The sequence below is a fragment of the Streptomyces sp. NPDC031365 genome (assembly GCF_055569765.1).
Window position 1 is genome coordinate 1 of sequence record NZ_JBVIIM010000017.1, and the last position, 23,154, is coordinate 23,154.

The window sequence follows — 23,154 nt, forward strand, 5'->3', positions numbered from 1 at the left end:
CTCCCCGACTACATGGTCCCCGCCACCATCGTCGTCCTCGACCAGCTCCCCCTCACCACCCACGGCAAACTCGACCGCCGAGCCCTCCCCGCACCCGAGCACCACACGGAGGTGCCGGGGGGCGCGGGGACGCGTCTCGTGGCACGGGCACCGCAGGACCCGCGCCAGGAGATCCTGTGCGGGATCTACGCGGACGTCCTGGGTCTGCCGGAGGTCGGTCCGGACGATGACTTCTTCGAGCTCGGCGGTCACTCCCTGCTCGCGATCCGGCTGATCAGCCGGGTACGCAGTGCCCTTGGCTTCGAGCTGACCATCCGGCAGGCGTTCGAAGCGCGCTCTGTCTCCATGATGCTGAAGCTGCTGGAGAGCGCCGGAGGGGCGCGCGAGGGCCTACGGACGCTGCCGCGTCCGGAGCGGCTTCCGGTGTCGTACGCGCAGCAGCGTCTGTGGTTCCTGCACCGGCTGGAGGGCCCCAGCCCGACGTACAACATGCCCGTCTCCCTGCGCCTCACCGGGCAGCTGGACCGCGACGCCCTGCAGGCGGCGCTCACCGACGTCGTCACCCGCCACGAAACCCTGCGCACCCTCTTCGACGAGGACGACAACGGCCCCTACCAGCGCATCATCCCCGCGGCCGAGGCCACCCCGACCCTCCACAGCGTGTCCACCGACGAGGCAGGACTCGACACCGCCCTCCGGGAGGCCGCCCGGCACACGTTCGACCTGACCACCGAGACACCCTTCCGCGCCACGCTCATCGAGGTCGGCAGGCAGGACCATGTCCTCCTGCTGCTGGTCCACCACATCAGCGGCGACGGCTGGTCCATGCCGCTGCTCGCCCGCGACCTCACCACCGCCTACGCGGCCCGCACAGCCGGCCACGCACCCAACTGGACCGGACTGCCCGTCCAGTACGCCGACTACACCCTGTGGCAGCACCAGCTCCTCGGCTCCGAGAACGACCCCGACAGCACCATCAGCAAACAGCTCGACCACTGGAAGCGACAACTCGCCGACCTCCCGCAGGAACTGCCCCTGCCCACCGACCGGCCCCGGCCGGCGGTCGCCTCTCACCGGGGTGGCCGGGTTCCGTTCGAGATTCCGGCGGACGTGTACCGGCGGGTCGTGGAGGTGGCCCGGGGCTTGCACGCGAGCCCGTTCATGGTGGTGCAGGCCGCGCTGGCGACCCTGCTGTCCCGGCTGGGCGCGGGGACCGACATTCCGCTCGGCACCCCCATCGCCGGGCGCACCGACGACGCGCTCGACGACCTCGTCGGCTTCTTCATCAACACGCTCGTGCTGCGCACCGATCTCTCCGGCAACCCGGCCTTCCAGGAGCTGGTCTCCCGCGTCCGGGAGACCGACCTGGCCGCCTACGCGCACCAGGACGTGCCCTTCGAACGGCTCGTCGAGGTCCTCAACCCCGAGCGGTCGATGAACCGCCACCCGCTGTTCCAGACCATGCTCACCTGGAACGCCGCGGATCAGCACCAGACGTTCGACGCTGCGGCGTACCTCGACGGGCTGACGGTGAAGCCTCTGCCCTCGGAGACGGGCATCGCCAAGTTCGACCTGCTGTTCGGGTTCGTGGAACGCCCGGCGGCGGACGGCGGTGCGGGCGGGCTGCACGGTGTGCTGGAGTACAGCGCCGATCTGTACGACCGGGACAGCGCGGCGGCGCTCGCCGCGCGATTCGTGCGCCTGCTGCGGACGCTCCTGGACGACCCGGCGCAGCGCGTCGGTCACGCCGAGCTGCTGACGGCCGACGAGCGCCGGGAGCTGCTCACCGGCTGGAACGACACGCTCCGGCCGGTGCCCGCCGTATCGCTGCCGGAGCTCTTCGAGGCTCAGACGGCGCGTACGCCCGATGCCCCTGCCGTCATCGACGGCGACCGGACGCTGAGCTACGCCGAGCTCAACGCGCGGGCCAACCGGCTCGCCCGGCTGCTGGCCGGACAGGGCGTCGGTGCCGAGCACTTCGTCGCGGTGCGGCTGCCTCGCTCGGCGGAGCTGGCCGTGGCGATGCTCGCCGTCCTCAAGACCGGAGCGGCCTATCTGCCCCTGGACCCCGCGCAGCCCGCCGACCGGATCGCCCGCATCATCGAGGACGCGGCGCCCGCCGTGGTGATCGACGAGGACTGGCTCGCCACCGCGCCGTCCGCCCACGGCGCCGACGACCTGGGTGACGGCAACCTCGTGGACGCGGAGCGGCTCGCGCCCCTCGCGCCGGAGCACCCCGCCTACGTGATCTACACATCCGGATCGACCGGCCGCCCCAAGGGTGTCGTCATGCCGGCCGGCGCGGTCACCAATCTGCTCGCCTGGCACCAGGGCGCGGTCCCGGCCACCGAGGGCGGGGTCACCGCGCAGTTCACCGCGGTCGGCTTCGACGTGTCGGTGCAGGAGATCCTCTCGGCGCTGGTGTCGGGTCATGCTCTGGTCTCCTGCCCCGAGGACGTTCGTCGCAGCCCCGAGCAGCTGGTCCGGTGGCTGGAGCGGCACGGGGTGCGCGAGCTGTACGCGCCGAACCTGGTCGTCGACGCGCTCGCAGAGGCGGCGCGCGAGGAGGGACTCGCGCTGCCCCGACTGGAGCACGTGGCGCAGGCGGGTGAGGCGCTCACGCTCGGCGAGCCGGTCCGCGCCCTCTTCGCCGACGGGTCGGGCAGGCGCCTGCACAACCACTACGGCCCGACGGAGACGCACGTCGTGACGGCGTACACGCTGCCGCGCGATGTCGCCTCCTGGCCGGAGCACGCGCCCATCGGCCGGCCCATCTCCAATGTGCGCGCCTATGTGCTGGACGCCGGGCTGCGACCGGTGCCGCCCGGTGTGGGCGGTGAGCTGTACATCGCGGGTGCCGGGCTGGCCCGCGGCTATCTGAACCAGTCCGCGATGACCGCGGAGCGTTTCGTCGCCTGCCCGTACGGGGAGCGGGGCACGCGCATGTACCGCACGGGCGACCGGGTCCGCTGGACGCACGACGGGCAGCTGGAGTACCTGGGCCGCGTGGACGACCAGGTCAAGGTGCGCGGTTTCCGCATCGAGCCCGGTGAGATCGACGCGGTCCTGTCGGCCCACCCCTCGGTGGCGCGCTGTGCGGTCGTGGTCCGCGAGGACCGGCCCGGCGACCAGCGACTGGTGGCGTACGTCGTTCCGGCCGACGCCTTCGACGCGAGCGCGCTGCGCGCGCATGCGGCCGCCGCGCTGCCCGACTACATGGTTCCGGCCGCGTTCGTCGCCCTGGACGCACTGCCGCTGACCACGAACGGCAAGCTCGACCGGCGCGCGCTCCCCGCGCCCGGGTACGTCTCGGCGGGCCGCGGGCCTCGTTCACCGCGTGAGGAGATCCTGTGCGGGCTCTTCGCCGATGTGCTGGGCGTGCACCGGGTGGGGATCGACGACGACTTCTTCGAGCTCGGAGGCCATTCGCTCCTGGCCACGCGCCTCGTCAACCGGGTGCGTACGGTGCTGGGGACCGAGCTGTCCGTGCGATCGCTGTTCGAGGCGCCCACAGTGGCGGGTCTCGGTGCGGCGCTGGACGCCACCGGGCCGGGCGTCCGCGCCCGGCTCACCGGCACGGGGGTGCGGCCGGAACGCGTTCCGCTGTCGTTCGCGCAGCGGCGGCTGTGGTTCCTGGACCGCTTCGAGGGCCCGAGCCCCACGTACAACATCCCCACGGCGCTGCGTCTGACCGGAAATCTGGACAGGACCGCTCTGCAAGCCGCCCTCGGGGACGTCGTGGCGCGGCACGAGTCGCTGCGTACCGTGTTCGGCGAGGACGCGGAAGGCCCGTTCCAGCGGGTGCTCCCGGCTCAGGAGGCGCGGCCCGTGCTGGACGTCGTGCGCTCGGACGCCGATCGGCTCCCGACCGAACTGCGCACTGCTGCCCGGCAGACCTTCGACCTGGAGGCCGATCTCCCCTTCCGGGCGCGGCTCTTCGCACTCGCGGAGGACGAGCACGTGCTTCTGCTGGTGGTGCACCACATCGCCGGTGACGGCTGGTCCATGGGTCCGTTGTCTCGCGATCTGACGGCCGCCTACGCAGCCCGGTCCACGGGTGCGGCACCGGGCTGGAGCGAACTGCCCGTGCAGTACGCGGACTTCACTCTGTGGCAGCGCGAGGTGCTGGGCTCCGAGGACGATCCGGACAGCCCCGTCGCGCGCCAGCTCGCCTTCTGGCAGGAGGCATTGACCGGCCTGCCGGAGGAGCTGGACCTGCCCAGGGACCGGGTGCGGCCGGCCGCGCCGTCGTATGCCGGTGACTCAGTGGAGTTCGAGGTGCCGGCCGCGCTGCACGCGCGGCTCACCGAGGTGGCCCGCGACTGCCAGGCCAGTCCCTTCATGGTGGTGCAGGCTGCGGTGGCGACGCTGCTGTCCCGGCTGGGGGCCGGTGAGGACGTGCCGATCGGCACCCCGATCGCCGGGCGTACCGACGACGCCGTCGAGGACCTGGTCGGTTTCTTCGTCAACACCCTGGTGCTGCGCACCGACCTCTCCGGCGACCCCACCTTCCGCGAACTCGTCCGGCGAGTGAGGGAGTTCGACCTGGCGGCCTACGCCCACCAGGACGTGCCCTTCGAACGACTCGTCGAGGTCCTCAACCCCACCCGCTCGATGTCCCGTCACCCCCTCTTCCAGACCATGCTCACCTGGAACGACAGCGCCCTTCAGGGCGGGGCGGCCGGTTCGCCCGAACCGGTCCCCGGGCTTGAGGTCACGGGCCACCCGGCGGGGAACGGGGTGGCCAAGTTCGACCTGTCCTTCGCACTGGAGGAGCGTGAGGGCGGCGACGCCGGTCTGCACGGCGCTCTCGGCTTCAGCACGGATCTCTACGACCGGGCGTCGGCCACGCTGATCGCGGAACGTCTCGTCCGGGTGCTGGAGGCGGTGCTCGCCGATCCGGACGTACCGGTGCGGCAGGTGGACGTCCTGTCCGGTGAGGAGCACGCCGTGCTGCGGGAGTTCGGCGACGGCGCCGCGCGGCGCCTGCCGGACGCGACGCTCCCGGAGCTGTTCGAACGGCGGGCGGCCGAGCGGCCGGATGCGCCCGCGGTGGTGTGCGGGGCCGAATCGCTCTCCTACCGGGAGCTGAGCAACCGTTCGGACCGGCTGGCGCGCCTGCTGGCCGGGCACGGTGCCGGTCCGGGCCGGCGGGTGGCGGTGTCGCTGCCCAGGTCGGTGGATCTGGTCGTGGCGCTGTTGGCGGTGCTCAAGTCGGGTGCCGCGTACGTGCCGCTCGACCCGGGGTTCCCGGCCGAGCGCACGGCGTACATGGTCGAGGACGCCCGGCCCGTGCTGGTGCTCGACGAGGCGTGGCTCGCCGGGCCGGGCAGCACCAAGCCCGGCACGGCCGCCCTCCCGGCCGTCCTGCCGTCCCTCCCCGCCTATGTGATCTACACCTCCGGTTCGACCGGCCGGCCGAAGGGCGTGGTCGTCGGACACGCGGCGCTGGTGAACCTCCTGGGCTCGTTCGGAGAGAGCCTTGCGCTGCGGCCGGACGACCGCCTGCTCGCGGTGACCACGGTCGGCTTCGACATCGCGGCCCTTGAGCTGTACGTGCCTCTGCTGGCCGGCGCGAGTGTCGTGCTGGCCGACCAGGACACAGTCCGCGACCCGCGGGCGCTGGCCGCGCTGGCGCGCGACGCCGGGGTGTCGGTCATGCAGGCGACCCCCAGCCTCTGGCACGCGGTCCTCGACGAGGATCCCGCCATGCCGGCCGGGCTGGACGTCCTGGTCGGCGGTGAGGCCCTGCCCGCGGAGCTCGCACGGCGGCTGGTGGCCGCCGCGCGTTCGGTGACGAACGTGTACGGGCCCACGGAGACGACGGTCTGGTCGACGGCCGGCGCGGTCGACGAGGACAGCGCCCGGCGCGGGTCCGTCGGACGGCCGATCGCCAACACCCGCGTCCATGTGCTGGACGCGTATCTGCGGCCGGTGCCGGCGGGTGTGACCGGGGAGCTGTACATCGCCGGCGACGGGCTGGCCCACGGCTACCTGGACCGGCCCAGCCTGACGGCGGAGCGTTTCGTCGCCTGCCCGTTCGGACCGCCGGGGGAGCGTATGTACCGCACCGGTGATCTGGTGCGCTGGTCGGCGCGGGGTGACCTGGAGTACCTGGGGCGGGCCGACCATCAGGTCAAGGTCCGGGGTTTCCGTATCGAGCCGGGCGAGATCGAGAGCGTGCTCTCGGCCCACGCCTCGGTGGCGCGCTGCGCGGTCGTGGTCCGCGAGGACCGGCCGGGAGACAAGCGGCTGGTGGCCTATGTGGTCGGGTCCGCGGAGGCGGGCGAGTTGCGTGAGCACGTGGCGCGCAGCCTGCCGGAGTACATGGTGCCGTCGGCGTATGTGACGCTGGACGCGCTGCCGCTGACTCCGAACGGCAAGCTGGACCGCAAGGCGCTGCTCGCGCCGGAGAGCGCGGCGGTCCCGGCGGGCCGGGGCCCGCGCTCGCCGCGGGAGGAGATCCTGTGCGGGCTGTTCGCCGAGGTGCTCGGCGTGCCCGAGGTGGGCGTCGACGACGACTTCTTCGAGTGCGGCGGGCACTCGCTGCTGGCCACCCGGCTCGCGGCACGGATCCGTTCCTCGCTCGGACGGGAGCTGTCCGTGCGGCAGTTGTTCGAGCACCCCACGGTGGCCCGGCTCTCCGCGGTCCTCGACGAGTCGGCGGGCCGTGTCCGCGCCCCGCTGTCCCGGGCGGAGCGCCCCGAGCGCGTGCCGCTCTCCTACGCGCAGCAGCGCCTGTGGTTCCTGAACCGGCTGGAGGGTCCGAGCGCCACGTACAACATGCCGCTGGCCCTCCGTCTCACCGGCACACTGGACCGGTCGGCCCTGACGGCGGCACTGCACGACGTCGTCGTACGGCATGAGGTGCTGCGTACGGTCTTCACGGAGGACGCACAGGGCGCCCACCAGGTCGTCCTGCCATCCGAGGCGGCCCGCCCCGAGCTGCGGACCGTCCGTACGGACGCGGCTCACCTGGACGAGGAGCTGGCGGGAGCCACACGCTACGCCTTCGACCTGGCCGCCGAACTCCCCTTCCGAGCCGACCTCTTCGAGCTGGGTGAGCGGGAGTACGTACTGCTGGTCCTCGTGCATCACATCGTCGGCGACGGCTGGTCCATGGGACCGCTGGCGCGCGACCTCAGCACGGCGTACGCGGCCCGGTGCGCCGGCCGGGCACCGGAGTGGAGCGCACTTCCGGTGCAGTACGCCGACTACACGCTGTGGCAGCGCGAGGCACTGGGCTCCGAGGACGACCCGGACAGCCCCATCGCCCGCCAGCTCGCCTTCTGGCACAAAGCGCTGGGCGGACTCCCCGAGGAGCTCGACCTGCCGACGGACCGGCCGCGGCCCGCCCAGGCGTCCAGGGAAGGCGACCGGGTCGGCTTCGCGATACCCGCCGCGCTGCACGCGCGCGTCGTCGCGCTGGCCCGGGAGAGCGGCGCGAGTGTGTTCATGGTGGTGCAGGCTGCGCTGGCGACGCTGCTGTCCCGGCTGGGGGCCGGTGAGGACGTGCCGATCGGCACCCCGATCGCCGGACGTACCGACGACGCCGTCGAGGACCTGGTCGGTTTCTTCGTCAACACCCTGGTGCTGCGCACCGACCTCTCCGGCGACCCCACCTTCGGCGAACTCATCGAGCGGGTGAGGGAGTTCGACCTCGCGGCCTACGCCCACCAGGACGTGCCCTTCGAACGGCTCGTCGAGGTCCTCAACCCGGCCCGTTCGATGTCCCGTCACCCCCTCTTCCAGACGATGCTCACCTGGAACAACGTGGATCAGCAGGAGGCGGTCGCGGCCGTGGAGGGCCTCCCCGGGCTCACCGGCCGGCAGCACCCGCTGCCCACCGGTGACGCCAAGTTCGACCTCCTGTTCCGCATGGTCGAGCACTACGGGGACGACGCCCGGCCCGACGGCATCGCGGGTGTCGTGGAGTTCAGCACCGATCTGTTCGACCGTGGGACGGCAGAGGCGGTGGCGGTCCGGCTGGTGCGGGTCCTGGACATGGTCTCGGCCGATCCCCAACGACGGGTGGGACATGTTGACATCCTCACCGACACCGAACGCCGACTGCTCCTAGGTGAGTGGATCGACACGGCGCGCGACGTCACCCTCCGGGCGCTGCCGCAGCTCTTCGAGGACCAGGTGGCCCGCACCCCCGACGCCACCGCCCTGATCCACGAGGGCGTCACCCACACCTACGCTCAGGTCAACGCCCGTGCCAACCGGCTGGCGCACCTGCTGACCCGGCGGGGGGCCGGGCCGGAGACACGCGTGGCGGTGCTGCTGCCGCGCTCCGCCGACCTGGTGTGCGTCCTGCTCGCCGTCCTCAAGGCGGGCGCGGCGTACGTCCCCGTCGACCCCGACTACCCTGCCGACCGCATCGACCACATCCTGCGGGACTCCACCCCGGCGCTCGTCCTCGACGACACCTGGCTCACCGAGAACGCCGCTGACGACACCCCCGTCGAGAACCTTCCCCCGGTGTCGCTGTCGTGGCCGGCCTACCTGATCTACACGTCCGGCTCGACCGGCCGTCCCAAGGGCGTCGTCATCGAGCACCGCTCGCTCGCCGCCTACCTGGCCCGAGCCGCCCACACCTACCCCGACGCGCAAGGCACCGCCCTCCTGCACTCCTCGGTCTCCTTCGACATGACGGTCACGGCCTTGTGGACCCCGCTCACCACCGGCGGCACCCTCAAAATCGCCGACCTCGACGAAGACCTCACGGGGCCCGCCGTCACGCTCCTCAAGCTGACCCCTTCACATCTCCCGCTCCTCGACACCGTCCCCAACGCCCTCGCCGACGACGGCACGCTCGTCATCGCCGGCGAACCCCTCCGTGGCGACGTCCTCGACCGCTGGCGCGCCCAGCACCCGGGCGTCCGGGTCGTCAACGCCTACGGACCCACCGAGACCACGGTCACCGCCACCGAACACACCCTCCCGCCCCATGCCCCCACACCCCCCGGCACCGTCCCGATCGGCACCCCGTACTGGAACACCCACGTCTACGTCCTCGACAGCCACCTCAACCCGGTGCCCCCCGGCGCCACCGGCGAGCTCTACATCTCAGGCCCCGGCCTCGCCCGCGGCTACCACGACCGGCCCAGCCTGACCGCCGAACGCTTCGTCGCCGATCCCTTCGGCATGTCCGGCACACGGATGTACCGCACCGGCGACCTCGCCCGCTGGACCCACGACGGCCGACTCCAGCACCAAGGCCGCACCGACCACCAGATCAAACTCCGCGGCCACCGCATCGAACCCGCCGAGATCGAGATCGTCCTGCGGGACCACCCCGCCGTCCGGCACACCGCGGTCATCCTCCGCGAAGACCGACCGGGCGAGAAGCGGCTGGTCGCCTATGTCGTGGGTACCGCGGAGGTGTCCGAGCTGCGCGAGCACGTGGCGGGCGCCCTCCCCGAGTACATGGTGCCGTCGGCGTTCGTCACGCTGGACGAGCTCCCGCTCACCCCCAACGGCAAGCTGGACCGGGCGGCCCTTCCGGTGCCCGACTTCACCCCGCTGGCCGGAGGCAGGGGTCCGAACTCGGCACGGGAGGAGATCCTGTGCGGGCTGTTCTCCGAGGTGCTCGGCGTTCCGGGGGTCGGCGTCGACGACAGCTTCTTCGATCTCGGCGGCGACAGCATCATGTCCATCCAGCTCGTCAGCGCCGCCCGCCGCGCGGGCCTGAAGATCTCTCCGCGCGATGTCTTCGAGCGCAAGACGGTCGCGGAGCTCGCGATGGCGGCCACCGGCACGGAGGGCATCGTCCAGGAGAAGCCGGGTGCGGACGCAGGAGACGTCCCCCTCACGCCGATCATGCACCAGCTCGCCGAACGCGGCGGTCCGCTGGACGAGTTCAACCAGTCGACGCTTCTCCAGGTGCCGTCGACGGTGACCCGTGACTCGCTCGTGGCATCGCTCCAGGCGGTGCTGGACCATCACGCGGCTCTCCGCATGCGGCTGGAGGACGGCGACGCCGGCTGGTCGCTGGAGATCGGAGAACCGGGGGCCGTCTCGGCCGGGGCATGCCTGACCCACGTGCCGGCCGAGGGGCTCGACGACGACGCCCTCGGCAGGCTCATGACCGAGCACGGCATCCAGGCGCGCGGGCGGCTGGCTCCGCGCTCGGGTGTGATGGTGCAGGCCGTGTGGTTCGACCGGGGCCGAGACCTCCCGGGCAGGCTGCTGCTGGTCCTCCACCACCTGGTGGTGGACGGCGTGTCGATGCGGATCATCGCCCCGGACCTCGCCGAGGCGTGGCGTGATGTCGTGGCGGGCCGGCCGGTCGCGCTCGATCCGGTCGGCACCTCGCTCCGGCAGTGGGCTCACCGCCTCCGTGCCGTCGCCGTCGAGCCGGAGACCGTCGCGGAACTCGGCAGCTGGACCGAGATCCTCCGCCACGACGAGACACCGCTGGGGAGCCGTGAGCTCGATCCCCGTGAGGACGTGGCCGGATCGGCCGGTCATCTGATCGTTTCCCTTCCGCCCGAGGTGACGGAAGCGCTCCTCACCACCGTGCCCGCGGCCTACCACGCGGAGATCAACGACGTGCTGCTGACCGGTTTCGCCCTCGGCGTCGCCGCCTGGCGCGCTGCCCGTTCCCGTCACCGCGACGAGCCGGGCAGCGGCGTGCTGCTGGAGCTGGAGTCGCACGGCCGCGACGAGGACGCCGTACCGGGAGCGGACCTGTCGCGCACCGTCGGTTGGTTCACCAGCAGCTATCCGGTGCGGCTCGACCCGGGCACGATCCGGCCCGACGTCCTGCGGGACGGCGGCCCGGCCGTGGACACCGCCCTGAAGCGGGTCAAGGAGCAACTGCGGGCGGTCCCGGGCCGGGGTCTGGGCTTCGGGCTGCTGCGCCATCTCAACCCGAAGACGGGGGCGGTGCTGGCGCGGCTGTCCCAGCCGCAGATCAAGTTCAACTATCTCGGCCGCTTCTCCGCGGGTGAGTCCGGTGACTGGGGGCCTGCTCCCGGTGCCGCGGGCATCGGCGGAGGCCGGGACGCGGGCATGCCGCTGCGGCATGTCGTGGAAGTCAACGCCATGACGCGTGACGGCGAGCACGGAGCCGAGCTCATGGCGAGCTGGTCCTGGGCCGGCGGTGTCCTCGACGAGGACGCCGTGCAGGAACTGGCCGATGCGTGGTTCGCCGCGCTGCGCGCGCTGGCACAGCACGTCGAAGAAGCGGACGCGGGCGGCTTCACACCGTCCGATGTGTCGTGGGCGGGGCTGAGCCAGAGCGACATCGATCTACTGGAAGCTGAGTGGAGGACGTCGGAATGAAGCGATCCGGGTTGGAAGACATACTGCCGCTGTCTCCGTTGCAAGAGGGATTGCTGTTCCACAACGTCTTCGATGACGAGGCTCTGGATGTGTACACCATCCAGATGAGCCTGGACCTTGAAGGCGCCCTGGATGCCAAGGCCCTCCGCACAGCTGCCACGGCCCTGCTGGCCCGGCACCCGAACCTGCGGGCGATCTTCCGCCACGAGGGACTGAGCCGGCCGGCCCAGGTGGTGCTGCGCGAAGTGCCGCTCGACTGGACGGAGACGGATCTGGGCGACCTGCGGGAGGAGGAGCGGGAGCGGGAGGCCTCCCGTATCCTCGCGGCCGACCGCGCCCGCCGTTTCGACGTGGCCAAGCCGCCGCTGGTGCGGTTCAATCTGATCCGGTTCGGCCCCGGCCGTCACCGTTTCGTGCTGACCAACCACCACATCCTGTGGGACGGCTGGTCGCGGCCGGTGCTGTTGCGCGATCTGTTCACCCTGTACCTGAACGGCGGCGACTTTTCGGTGCTGCCGAAGATACGGCCGTACCGGGACTACCTCGGATGGCTCGCGGGACGCGACCGCGCCGCGGCGGAGCTGGCCTGGCAGGAGGCACTGGCCGGGCTCGACGGGCCCACCCTGGTGGCGCCCGGTGCCGAGCGCTCACAGGAGCTGCCCGGACAGCTGGCCTTCGGGCTGTCGAAGGAGCTCAGCGAGCGCCTCTCCGAGCAGGCACGCCGGATGGGCGTGACGGTGAACTCGGTGGTCCAGGGCGCCTGGGGACTGGTCCTGTCCCGGCAGCTCAACCGGGACGACGTGGTCTTCGGCATCATCGTCTCGGGCCGGTCCCCGGAAGTGACCGGGATCGAGAGCATGGTGGGGCTCTTCATCAACACGCTGCCGCTGCGCCTGGTCATCCGCCCCGAGGAGTCCCTCGGCGCGATGCTCGCGCGCCTGCAGCGGCAGCAGACCGCGCTGCTGGACCACCACCACCTGGGGCTGACCAGCATCCAGCAGCTGGTCGGCCAGGGTGAGCTCTTCGACACGGCGGTGGTGTACGAGAACTACCCGCTGGAGGCGGCAGCCGCGGAGGCCGGCCGCGGGGCCGGGCGGACGCCCCGGCACGACGTACGCCTCGTGAGCGCCGAGACCCGGGGCGGCAACCACTTCCCGATGAGCCTGATCGCGCAGCCGGGTGCGACGCTGAAGTTCCGTCTCGACTACCAGACCGGTCTGTTCGATCGTGGGTCGGCGCAGGCGGTGGCGGACCGGCTGGTCCGGGTCCTGGAAGCGGTCGCCGCCGACCCGGACCGCCGGATCGGCGAGCTCGACCTGCTCTCCGATGCCGAGCGTGAGCTGGTGCTCGGTGAGTGGATCGACACGGCGCGCGAGGTGACCGTCGAGGCGTTGCCGCAGTTGTTCGAGGAGCAGGCGGCTCGGACGCCCGATGCCACCGCCCTGATCCACCAAGGCACCCATCACACCTACGCCCGGGTCAACACACGCGCCAACCAGCTGGCACACCTGTTGACCCGACTGGGCGCCGGACCGGAGACCCGGATCGCGGTCGTCCTGCCGCGCTCGGCCGAGCTCGTGTGCGTGCTGCTCGCCGTGCTCAAGACAGGCGCCGCATACGTACCGGTGGACCCCAACTACCCCGCCGACCGCATCGCCTACATCCTCAACGACTCCACACCCGCCCTCGTCATCGACGAAACCTGGCTGGCACAGGCCACAACGGAGAACATTCCCGCGGACAACCTGCCCCCGGTGTCACTGTCCTGGCCCGCCTACCTCATCTACACCTCCGGCTCCACCGGCCGCCCCAAGGGCGCCGTCATCGAACACCGCTCCCTGGCCGCCTATCTCGCCCGGGCCACCCACGTCTACCCCGACGCCCAAGGCATCAGCCTCCTGCACTCCTCGGTCTCCTTCGACATGACCGTCACCGCCCTGTGGACCCCCCTCGCCACCGGCGGCACCATCCACATCGCCGACCTGGACGAAAACCTCACCGCCGAAGGCCCCACGGCCACCCTCCTCAAGCTCACCCCCTCACACCTCCCCCTCCTCAACACCATCCCCGACGCCCTCACCGACGACGGCACCCTCCTCATCGCCGGCGAGCCGCTGCACTCCGACGCACTCGACCGCTGGCGCGCCGACCATCCTCACGTCCGGGTCATCAACGCCTACGGGCCCACCGAGACGACGGTCACCGCCACCGAACACGCCATCCACCCCGACACCCCCACACCCCCCGGCACCATCCCCATCGGCACCCCCTACTGGAACACCCACACCTACATCCTCGACAACCAGCTCAACCCGGTACCCCCCGGCACCACCGGCGAGCTCTACATCTCAGGCCCCGGCCTCGCCCGCGGCTACCACAACAACCCCGCCCTCACCGCCGAACGCTTCATCGCCAACCCCCACGGCACACCCGGCACCCGCATGTACCGCACCGGCGACCTCGCCCGCTGGAACACCCACGGCCAACTCGAATACCAAGGCCGCACCGACCACCAGATCAAACTCCGCGGCCACCGCATCGAACTCGGCGAAATCGAAACCGTCCTCACCACCCACCCCTCCGTCGAACGATGCGCGGCCATCGTCCGCGAGGACCGACCCGGCGACAAACGACTCGTCGCCTACCTGGTAGGCACCGCCGAGGCCCACGAACTGCGCAAGCACATGGCAGACACCCTCCCCGAGTACATGGTGCCTTCGGCCTTCGTACCGCTGGACGAACTCCCCCTCACCCCCAACGGCAAACTCGACCGAACAGCCCTCCCGGAACCCGACTTCACCCCGCTGCAACCGCAGTGGGAGGACGGCCGTACGCCGCGTGCCTCCCAGGACCCTCGGGAGGAGATCCTCCGTGGCATCTTCTCGGGTCTGCTCGGCGTTCCCGACGTCGCCCCGGACGACGACTTCTTCGCGCTGGGCGGGCATTCACTGCTCGCCATCCGGCTGGTGAGCCGGATCCAGAGCCTGCTGCACACCAGGCTCGTCATCCGCCAGGTGTTCGAGAACCCCACCGTGGCGGGGCTTCTCAAGGCCCTCGACGGGGCGGGCGGGGAGCACCGTGCGCTGGCACCTGTGCCTCGGCCCGAGCGGCCGCCCCTGTCCTTCGCCCAGCAGCGCCTGTGGTTCCTGGACCGCTTCGAGGGCAGGAGCGCCCCGTACAACATCCCGGTGGCCCGCCGCTTTCGGGGGCCGCTGGACCGCGAGGCGCTCCAGGCCGCGCTCGACGATGTGGTGGCGCGCCACGAGAGCCTGCGCACCGTGCTCGCCGAGGACGCCCAGGGTCCGTACCAGCGCGTCCTGCCGGCCGCGGAGGTCCGGGCGGAGCTGTCCGTCGTGGAGACGGACGAGGCCGGACTGCAGGAGCGGCTGCGGGAGGCCGCGGGGCACCGGTTCGACCTGTCCGCGGAGATCCCCTTCCGGACGTGGCTGTTCGCCCTCGGTCCGCAGGAGCACGTCCTGCTGATCCTCGTCCACCACATCAGTGCGGACGGCTGGTCGATGGGTCCGCTGGCCCGCGACATCGCGGCCGCGTACGCCGCGCGCTCCACCGGGCAGGAGCCCGGGTGGCAGGAGCTCGCCGTCCAGTACGTGGACTACACCCTGTGGCAGCGCGAGTTGCTCGGCTCCGAGAGCGACCCGGACAGCCCGATGGGCCGGCAACTCGCCCACTGGCGCGAGAAGCTCGAAGGGATCCCGGACGAGCTGCCCCTGCCCACCGACCGGCCGCGCCCGCAGATGGCGACGTACACCGGTGAGCACGTCGGCTTCGAGATTCCGCCGGAGCTGTACGAGCGGCTGGCGGCGGTGGCCCGGGAGAACCACGCCACGGTCTTCATGGTGGTGCAGGCGGCGCTGACCACCCTGCTGCACCGGCTGGGCGCGGGGACCGACATCCCGGTCGGCACCCCTGTCGCGGGCCGTACCGACGACGCGCTGGAAGACCTCGTCGGGTTCTTCGTGAACACGCTCGTGCTGCGCACCGACCTCTCCGGCAACCCCACCTTCAAGGAGCTGATCGGCAGGGTGCGGGAGACCGCCCTGGACGCCTACGCGCACCAGGACGTCCCGTTCGAGCGCCTGGTGGAGGTCATCAATCCGCAGCGCTCCATGGCCCGGCACCCGCTGTTCCAGGTGATGCTGGCGTTCAACAACAACGATCAGCAGACGGCCCGTACGTCCGTGCAGCGGCTGCCGGGGGTCACCGTCACCGGGCAGCGCGTCGGGACGGCGATCTCCAAGTTCGACCTGATGTTCGCGTTCGCCGACGCCTTCGACGACGAGGGAACGCCGGCCGGGCTGAACGCGGTCCTGGAGTACAGCGCGGACCTGTTCGACCGCGGGACCGCGGAGGCCGTCACACGGCGCTTCCTTCAGGTGCTGCGGACGCTGGCCGACGCTCCCGACACCCGGCTGGCGCAGGTGGACGTCGTCGAAGCGGCCGAGTCGCGGCGAATGCTGCGTGACTGGAACGACACCGCGCGGGAGGTGCCGGACGCCACGCTCGCGGAGCTCTTCCAGGAGCAGGCGGTCCGGACGCCGGACCTCGTGGCGGTGGAGTACGAGGACACCCGGCTCACCTACCGGGAACTGAACGAGCGGGCCGACCGGCTGGCCGGGCTGCTGCGCGACGGCGGAGTCGGCCCGGAGAGCCTGGTGGCCGTGTGCCTGCCGCGTACGGCCGAGATGGTCGCCGTCCTGCTGGCCGTCCTCAAGGCGGGTGCCGCGTATGTGCCCCTGGACCCGGACTACCCGCTCGATCGTCTCTCCTACATGATCGAGGACTCGCGGGCCGCGGTCCTGATCGCCTCCGCCGCCTCCGAGACCACGGCTCGTGCGGCGGGCGAGGCCTCGGGCCTGGAGCCGCTGGTACTGGACGAGCCGGAGACGGCCGCGGCGATCGCCGACCAGCCGGCCGCCGCGCCGCCCGCGGCTGCGCCGGAGCACCGTGCGTACGTCATCTACACCTCGGGGTCGACCGGCCGTCCCAAGGGCGTCATGGTGACCCACCGCAATGTGGTCAACCTGCTGCGGGCGACGCAGCGCCGGCTGCGGCTGGACACCGGGGACCGGCTGCTGGCGGTCACCACCATCGGCTTCGACATCTCCAACCTGGAGCTGTACGCGCCCCTTCTCACCGGGGCCCGGCTGGTGCTGGCCGGTCAGGACACCGCCAAGGACCCGGCCAGGCTCGCCCGGCTCATCACCGGCTCCGGCGCCACCGTCATGCAGGCCACACCGACGACCTGGCAGATGCTGGCCGCGGGGCACCCGGATGGCGTCGGGCCACTGCGGAAGCTGGTGGGCGGCGAGGCGCTGCCGGGGGCCCTGGCCCAGCGGCTGACCGCGCTCGGTGGCGAGCTGACCAACATGTACGGCCCTACGGAGACCACCATCTGGTCCACGGCGGCGCCGGTCGACGAGCACAACTGCGCGGCGCCCCCGATCGGTGTCCCGTTGGACAACACCCAGGTGTACGTGCTGGACGCCGCGCTGAAGCCGGTGCCCGGCGGGGTCGCCGGGGAGCTCTACATCGCGGGCGAGGGCGTGGCGCGGGGCTACCATCGCCGCCCCGGCCTGACGTCCGAGCGGTTCGTGGCTGACCCGTTCGGGGCGCCGGGTGACCGCATGTACCGCACGGGTGACCTCGTACGCTGGCGCGCGTCCGGGGAGCTGGAGTTCGTGGGCCGGGTCGACCACCAGGTGAAGATGCGCGGGTACCGCATCGAGCTCGGCGAGGTGGAGGCGGCCCTGTCGTCCCACGAGGCCGTGGAGCAGGCCGTCGTCCTGCTGCGGGAGGACCGTCCCGGCGACACCCGGCTGGTCGGCTACGTGGTACCGCGCGCCGGGGCCGTGGAGCGGGACGGGTCCCTGGAGGAGGAACAGGTCGCCGCGTGGGAGGCAACCTATGACTCCTTCTACCGTGAGTCGGCGTCCGACGCCTTCGGGGAGGACTTCGGCATCTGGAGGAGCAGTTACACCGGCGAGCCGATCCCGCTGGAGGAGATGGAGGAATGGCGGTCGGCAGCGGTCGAGGACATCCTGGCGCTGCGCCCGCGGCGCGTACTGGAGATCGGTGTCGGTACGGGTCTCATCCTGGCCAAGGTCGCCCCTCAGTGCGCGGAGTACTGGGGCACCGACGTGTCGTCGGCAGTGATCGGGAAGCTGCGCTCCCAGGTCGACCGGGTCCCCGGGCTGGCCGAGCGGGTGCGGCTGAGGACGCAGCCGGCGCACGTCACCGACGGGCTGCCGGAGGGTTCTTTCGATACGATCGTGCTCAACTCGGTCATCCAGTACTTCCCGAGCGCGGGGTACCTGGCCGACGTACTGCGCAAGGTGACGGGACTCCTCGCGCCGGGCGGCAGCATCTACATCGGTGACGTGCGGAATGCCGAGCTGCTCCGCGCGTTCCACCACTCCGTGGAGCTGGCCCGGTCGAGCGAAGGCGCCGACCCGGCGGAGCTGGCCCGGGCTGTCGACCGGAGCGTCGCGCTGGAGAAGGAGCTCCTGGTGGCGCCCGCCTTCTTCGACGCCCTGCCTGAGTCGGGAATCGCCGCCTACTGCGCCGACCTCCAGGTCAAGCGGGGTACGTACGACAACGAGCTGACGCGCTACCGCTACGACGTGGTGCTCCGCCCCGCGCCGGATCCCGCTCGGGGCGCGGGCGAGCCGGTCTCGCTCGCCGACGCGCCGCGGCTGGACTGGCTCCGGGAGGCGGGCGGCCTCGACGGGCTGGCCGAGCGCCTGAGGTCTTCCCGCACCCCGTCGCTGCGGGTCACCGGCGTGCCGAACGCGCGGCTCGCCCCCGGCGTCGGCGCCCCGGTCCCGGCGGAGTTCCACGCGCTGGGGCAGGAGTTCGGGTACCGGACTTTCGTGACGTGGTCGGCCACTGGCGAAGACGGCGGGCTGGACGTCGTTCTCGTCGACGAACGGCAGGTCGGCGCCGAGGCGTTCACCGGTGTGTACGCGCCTGTGGAGGTGAGCGACCCGCGCCGCTGGTCGAACGAGCCCGGCCGCTCGCGGGCCGGTGCCGCGCTGGCCCCGGCGCTCCGCTCCCACCTCCAGGCGTCGCTGCCCGACTACATGGTCCCGTCGGCGTTCCTGACGCTGGACGCGCTCCCCCTGACGCCCAACGGCAAGCTGGACCGCAGGGCCCTGCCGGCACCGGAGCACCTCGGCTCAGCGGGCAGGGGACCGCACGGTCCGGTCGAGGAGACCCTGTACGAACTGTTCCGCGAAGTCCTCGGGGTCGCCCAGTTGGGCGTGGACGACGACTTCTTCGCCCTGGGCGGTCACTCGATGCTGGCGGCGCGGCTGCTCGCCCGGATCAACTCCGCCCTGGGGGTGGAACTATCGGTGCGCAGCCTCTTCGACGAGCCGACGGTCGCGGGGCTGGCCGCGGAGATCGAGCGCGGTGAGCAGCGGGACTCGTTCGCCGTCCTGCTGCCTCTGCGTGAACGGGGTGACAGGGCACCGCTGTTCTGTGTGCACCCGGCCGCGGGGCTGGGCTGGTGCTACGCCGGTCTGCTGAGTCATCTGGACACGGACATCCCGGTGTACGCCCTGCAGGCGCACGGCGCGTGGGCCGGCGATGACGCCCTCCCGGGCTCCATCGAGGAGATGGCGGCCGTGTACGTGCGCCACGTGCGTGAGGTGCGCCCGCACGGCCCGTACCGGCTCTTGGGATGGTCGTTCGGCGGCCACGTCGCGCATGCCATGGCCGAGCAGCTACAGCGGGCGGGTGAGGACGTGGAGTTGCTCACGCTGCTGGACGCCTTCCCGCCGGCCCGGCGTGATCCGGCGGAACCCGAGGAGACCGAGGCGGAGATCGTGGGCCGGAACCTGCGGGCCATCGGCTTTTCCTTCGACGCGGACGAGCTGACGGAGGGCAGCTTCCCGATCGAGCGCTACCGCGAATTCCTCGGGCACGAGAACAAGTCGCTCGCGTACCTCGACGAGGGGCAGATCCTCGCGGTGAAGGACGTCTACGTCAACAATGTGCGTCTGATGCGCAAGCACACCCCTGGTCATTTCCGCGGCGATGTCCTGTTCTTTTCCGCCCGAGCCTCCGAGGAAGCCCGAGCACGGCGGGGCCTCAATCCCTGGAAGCCCTATACAGAAGGCGAGTTCGAAAACTATGATGTTGATGCGGAGCATGAGGAGATGATGTCGGACCCCTCGACGGTCGCCCGCATAGCGAGAATTCTCGCCACCCGTCTGTGACTGCACGAAAGCCGAACGAATTCAGTAAGGGAGTTGAACGGTGACGAACCCGTTCGAGGACGCCGACGGCACGTACCTGGTATTGGTGAACGAAGAGGGCCAGCATTCGCTGTGGCCGTCCTTCGTCGAGGTCCCGGCCGGCTGGGACGTGGCGGTCCCGGAGACGGACCGGCAGACCTGCATGGACTACATCAACGAGAACTGGACCGACATGCGGCCGAAGAGCCTGATCCGGGCGATGGAGGCGGAGGCCGCCTCCTAGCCGGTGGACGTCACGGAGGTTTCGCTTCACCCTGACTTTCGTCAGGGTGAAGCGGGCACCTTCGTCCAATATGATTCACCGAACGCTTCCCGTATTTTCTTTCCGGGGCGGAGGAGTCACGCCCCGGAAGGATGGAGCGAAGCGTGAAGAAGTGGTTCTGGCCCGCGGTCCTCGGCGTTCTGGCGTTACTCACGGCCGGATGGCTGTTGAGCGAGCGGGTGACAACAGACGGCGAAGTCACTCCCGGAGCGGACACCTACCGCGATATCGCTTCGTTCGGACACGATTCTCCCTCCTGGGTGCACAGGCTGGCGGAAGTCGGCACGGAAGCGGGAATCCTCGTTTTCCTCGCCCTGTTCGTGGCGGCTTTCTGGCTTGCCCGGAAGAGCGACGACAAGGCCATGACACTGGCTCTTTTCGCCCCGGTCGCCATGGCGGTCACCTACCTGTTCAGCGAGCTGCTCAAGGGATGGGTCCGCGAGGACCGGCCCTGCCGGACCGTTCCCGACGTGCGGACGATCGCGGCATGCCCGGAGCCCGGGGACTGGTCGTTCCCGAGCAACCACGCGGTGATCGTGGCGGCTTCACTCGCCGCCCTGTTCCTGGTCTGGCGGACCGCCGCACTGCTGGCGGTGCCGATCGCGCTGCTGACGGCGTACTCCCGGGTCTTCCTCGGCGTGCACTTCCTGCACGACGTGGTCGCGGGCTTCCTGCTCGGCGTGGTGATCGCCCCGGTGGTGCTCGTCCTCCTCGTTCGTGTCGGGGAGCCTCTCGTGGGCCGGCTGAGGCGGATCGAGCGGCTGCGGCCGGCGCTGGTGGCCTCCACCGGGAACCAGAAGTCTTTGACCATGACTGGAAGTAGAGATGGGCACAGTGAACACAGCTGACAGTTGGAAGCCGCTCGAAGTCACGCCCGACGGCGTCGAGGCCAGTGCGCGAGGACTCATCGAGTACGTGACGGGGCAGCCGGACTTCGCCGGCCTGCTGACTCGGGAGAAGGTCGTGGTCTTCCGTGGGTTCCATGTCACCGAGCAGGAACTCGACCCGGTGATGGACCTGTTGCTGCCCAACCGCCTCGCCTACCGGCACGGCACCTCTCCGCGCACCAAGGTGGGCGCCAACGTCTACACCTCCACGGAGTACCCGCCGGAGGAGACGATCTCCATGCACAACGAGCTGTCGTACAGCCACGAGTGGCCCTCCCGGCTCTTCTTCTACTGCGCCACCGCGGCGGCGACCGGCGGTGCCACCCCGGTCGTGGACGGCGAGCTGTGGCTCGACTCGCTGGACGCGGAGGTCCGGGAGGCGTTCTCGGGCGGGCTGCGCTACATACAGAACCTGCACGGCGGGCTGGGACTCGGCAGGAGCTGGCAGCAGGCGTTCGAGACCGAGGACCGGGACGAGGTGGCCGCCTTCCTGGACGGCGGCGAGGCGGAGTGGTCGTGGCAGCCCGACGGCGGGCTGCGGATCATCAGCCACGTCCGGCCGGCCACGATCAAGCATCCCGTCACCGGCACGGAGGTCTGGTTCAACCAGTCCGACCAGTTCCACCCGGCGGCGCTCGGCGATGAGGTGGCCCTCGAACTCGCCCAGATCATGGCACCCGAGGAACTGCCGCAGTCGGTCGCCTTCGCCGACGGCAGCCCCATTCCGGCCGAGTACGTGCTGCAGGTGCGCGACCGCGGTCTGGAAGCCGCCGTCGACGTCGACTGGCGCAAGGGCGACCTGATGGTCGTGGACAACGTCGCCGTCGGCCACGGCCGGCGCCCCTTCACCGGCGACCGGCGCGTCCTGGTCGCCATGTCCGGCTGACCCGCTCCGGCCGTCCACCCCGGCTGTCACGAAAGAGGAACGCCCTCAGTGTTTCGGAACATGCTCAAGTCCAAGATCCACCGCGCCACGGTGACCCAGGCCGACCTGCACTACGTGGGTTCGCTCACCCTCGACCCCGATCTCATGGAAGCCGCCGACCTGCTGCCGAACGAGCAGGTGCACATCGTCGACATCAACAACGGTGCGCGCCTGGAGACGTACGTCATCGAGGGCGAGCGGGGTTCGGGGACCGTCAAGATCAACGGTGCCGCGGCACGCCTTGTCCACGAGGGAGACCTCGTCATCATCATCGGCTACGGCCTCGTCGCCGACGAGGAGGCCCGGGACGTCAAACCGCGCGTGGTCTTCGTGGACGAGAACAACCGCATCCTCGACGAGGGCGACGACCCCGGCTGGCCCAAGCGGCTCTGACCGGCGGCGCACGCGGGGCGGCCACCACCCACCCGTGGTGGCCGCCCCGTTCCGCGTCAGCCCACAGGCAGGGGCGCCACCGGCCGGACCCAGCCCTCCGGGGACGGCATGCGCCCCGTCTGCACAGCGATCAGGGCCTCGCGCAGCGCCAGCGTGACGGGGCCCGCGCCGCCGGATCCCACCTTCCACTCGGCGTCCCCGTACCGCACGCTGCCGACAGGTGTGACCACCGCCGCCGTACCGGAGGCGAACGTCTCGCTGATGGTGCCCGCCGCGCACTCCTCCTGCCACTCGTCGACCGCCACGCGTTCCTCCCGCGGCTGGTAGCCGAGCCGAGCCGCGAGCGTCAGCAGCGCGTCCCGGGTCACTCCGGGCAACAGGGTGCCGCCGAGCGGCGGCGTCACCACCTGGGCTCCCGGGCCCGTCCCGCGCACGAAGAAGATGTTCATGCCGCCCAGCTCCTCGACCCAGCGCCGCTCGGACGAGTCCAGCCATACCACCTGGCGGCAGCCCGCCTGCCGGGCCTGCTCCTGGGCGAGGTACGTGGGGGCGTAGTTGCCCGCGAACTTGACGTCTCCCGTGCCACCGGGGGCGGCCCTGGTGTGGTGCGGACTCACCCACACCGGTACCGGTTCCGGTCCGTCGGCGAAGAAGCCTCCGGTGACGAAGGCGGTGAGGAGGAAGGTGTACGTCCGGGCGGGCCGGAGCGCCAGGCTTGGATCGCTGGCGAAGAGCAGCGGGCGCAAGTAGAGGCTGAGTCCGGGCTCATGGGGCAGGGCGTCCTGGTCCGCGGCCGCCAGCAGGTGTACCGCTTCGAGGAACATGGGCTCCGCGAGCGGCGGGATGGAGAGTCTGCGTGCGGAATCCGACAGCCGGGCCGCGTGCTCCGGTGCCCGGAAAAGCCCCAGGGAGCCATCGATCTGGCGGTGGGCCTTGAGCCCTTCGAAGACCACCTGGCCGTAGTGCAGTCCGACCATCGTGGGCGGCATCGGTATCGGTGCGTGCGGTTCCAGTCGCAGGGGCGACCAGCCGCCCTCGGCCGTCCAGTGGGACGTGACCATATGGGCGGTGAAGGATTCTCCGAACTCGGTCATGGAATTCCCCCTGATTCAGCAT

General features: G+C 71.1%; 7 protein-coding genes. 6 read left to right on the top strand and 1 reads right to left on the bottom strand.

The window, feature by feature from the left end:
* The first annotated feature begins 12 nt into the window (after window positions 1-12).
* The 6 genes from ACZ5C2_RS23680 to panD all read left to right on the top strand — a co-directional run bounded on the left by ACZ5C2_RS23680 (window position 13) and on the right by panD (window position 22,038).
* On the top strand, window positions 13-11,292 hold the full coding sequence (locus ACZ5C2_RS23680; protein WP_468794328.1) for an amino acid adenylation domain-containing protein: 11,280 nt from the start codon (window positions 13-15) through the stop codon (window positions 11,290-11,292).
* Window positions 11,289-19,532: an amino acid adenylation domain-containing protein gene (locus ACZ5C2_RS23685; RefSeq protein WP_468794331.1), complete on the top strand. Its 8,244-nt coding sequence runs from the start codon at window positions 11,289-11,291 to the stop codon at window positions 19,530-19,532. The genes ACZ5C2_RS23680 and ACZ5C2_RS23685 overlap by 4 nt, the downstream gene beginning before the upstream one ends.
* A 40-nt stretch (window positions 19,533-19,572) precedes the next feature.
* Window positions 19,573-19,794 carry an MbtH family protein gene (locus ACZ5C2_RS23690; protein ID WP_371230557.1) on the top strand — a complete coding sequence of 74 codons (222 nt, stop codon included), beginning with the start codon at window positions 19,573-19,575 and terminating at the stop codon, window positions 19,792-19,794.
* 143 nt (window positions 19,795-19,937) lie between these two features.
* Window positions 19,938-20,681, top strand: coding sequence for a phosphatase PAP2 family protein (locus tag ACZ5C2_RS23695; RefSeq protein ID WP_371230559.1), 744 nt, complete (start codon window positions 19,938-19,940; stop codon window positions 20,679-20,681).
* Window positions 20,659-21,606 carry a TauD/TfdA family dioxygenase gene (locus ACZ5C2_RS23700; RefSeq protein ID WP_371230561.1) on the top strand — a complete coding sequence of 316 codons (948 nt, stop codon included), beginning with the start codon at window positions 20,659-20,661 and terminating at the stop codon, window positions 21,604-21,606. Before ACZ5C2_RS23695 ends, ACZ5C2_RS23700 begins: the two co-directional genes overlap by 23 nt.
* 48 nt (window positions 21,607-21,654) lie before the next feature.
* Window positions 21,655-22,038, top strand: a complete 384-nt coding sequence (gene panD / locus ACZ5C2_RS23705) for an aspartate 1-decarboxylase (protein ID WP_371230563.1) — start codon at window positions 21,655-21,657, stop codon at window positions 22,036-22,038.
* 56 nt (window positions 22,039-22,094) lie between these two features.
* On the opposite strand, the gene ACZ5C2_RS23710 is transcribed toward panD, so the two are convergent.
* Window positions 22,095-23,132, bottom strand: a complete 1,038-nt coding sequence (locus tag ACZ5C2_RS23710) for a branched-chain amino acid aminotransferase (protein ID WP_371230565.1) — start codon at window positions 23,130-23,132, stop codon at window positions 22,095-22,097.
* Between the last annotated feature and the right edge of the window lie 22 nt (window positions 23,133-23,154).

Bases quoted from the DNA above. Each gene is read 5' to 3' on its own strand.
- ACZ5C2_RS23680 (WP_468794328.1), top strand. From the start codon at position 13: ATGGTCCCCGCCACCATCGTCGTCCTCGACCAGCTCCCCCTCACCACC.
- ACZ5C2_RS23685 (WP_468794331.1), top strand. From the start codon at position 11,289: ATGAAGCGATCCGGGTTGGAAGACATACTGCCGCTGTCTCCGTTGCAA.
- ACZ5C2_RS23700 (WP_371230561.1), top strand. From the start codon at position 20,659: ATGGGCACAGTGAACACAGCTGACAGTTGGAAGCCGCTCGAAGTCACG.
- ACZ5C2_RS23710 (WP_371230565.1), bottom strand. From the start codon at position 23,132: ATGACCGAGTTCGGAGAATCCTTCACCGCCCATATGGTCACGTCCCAC.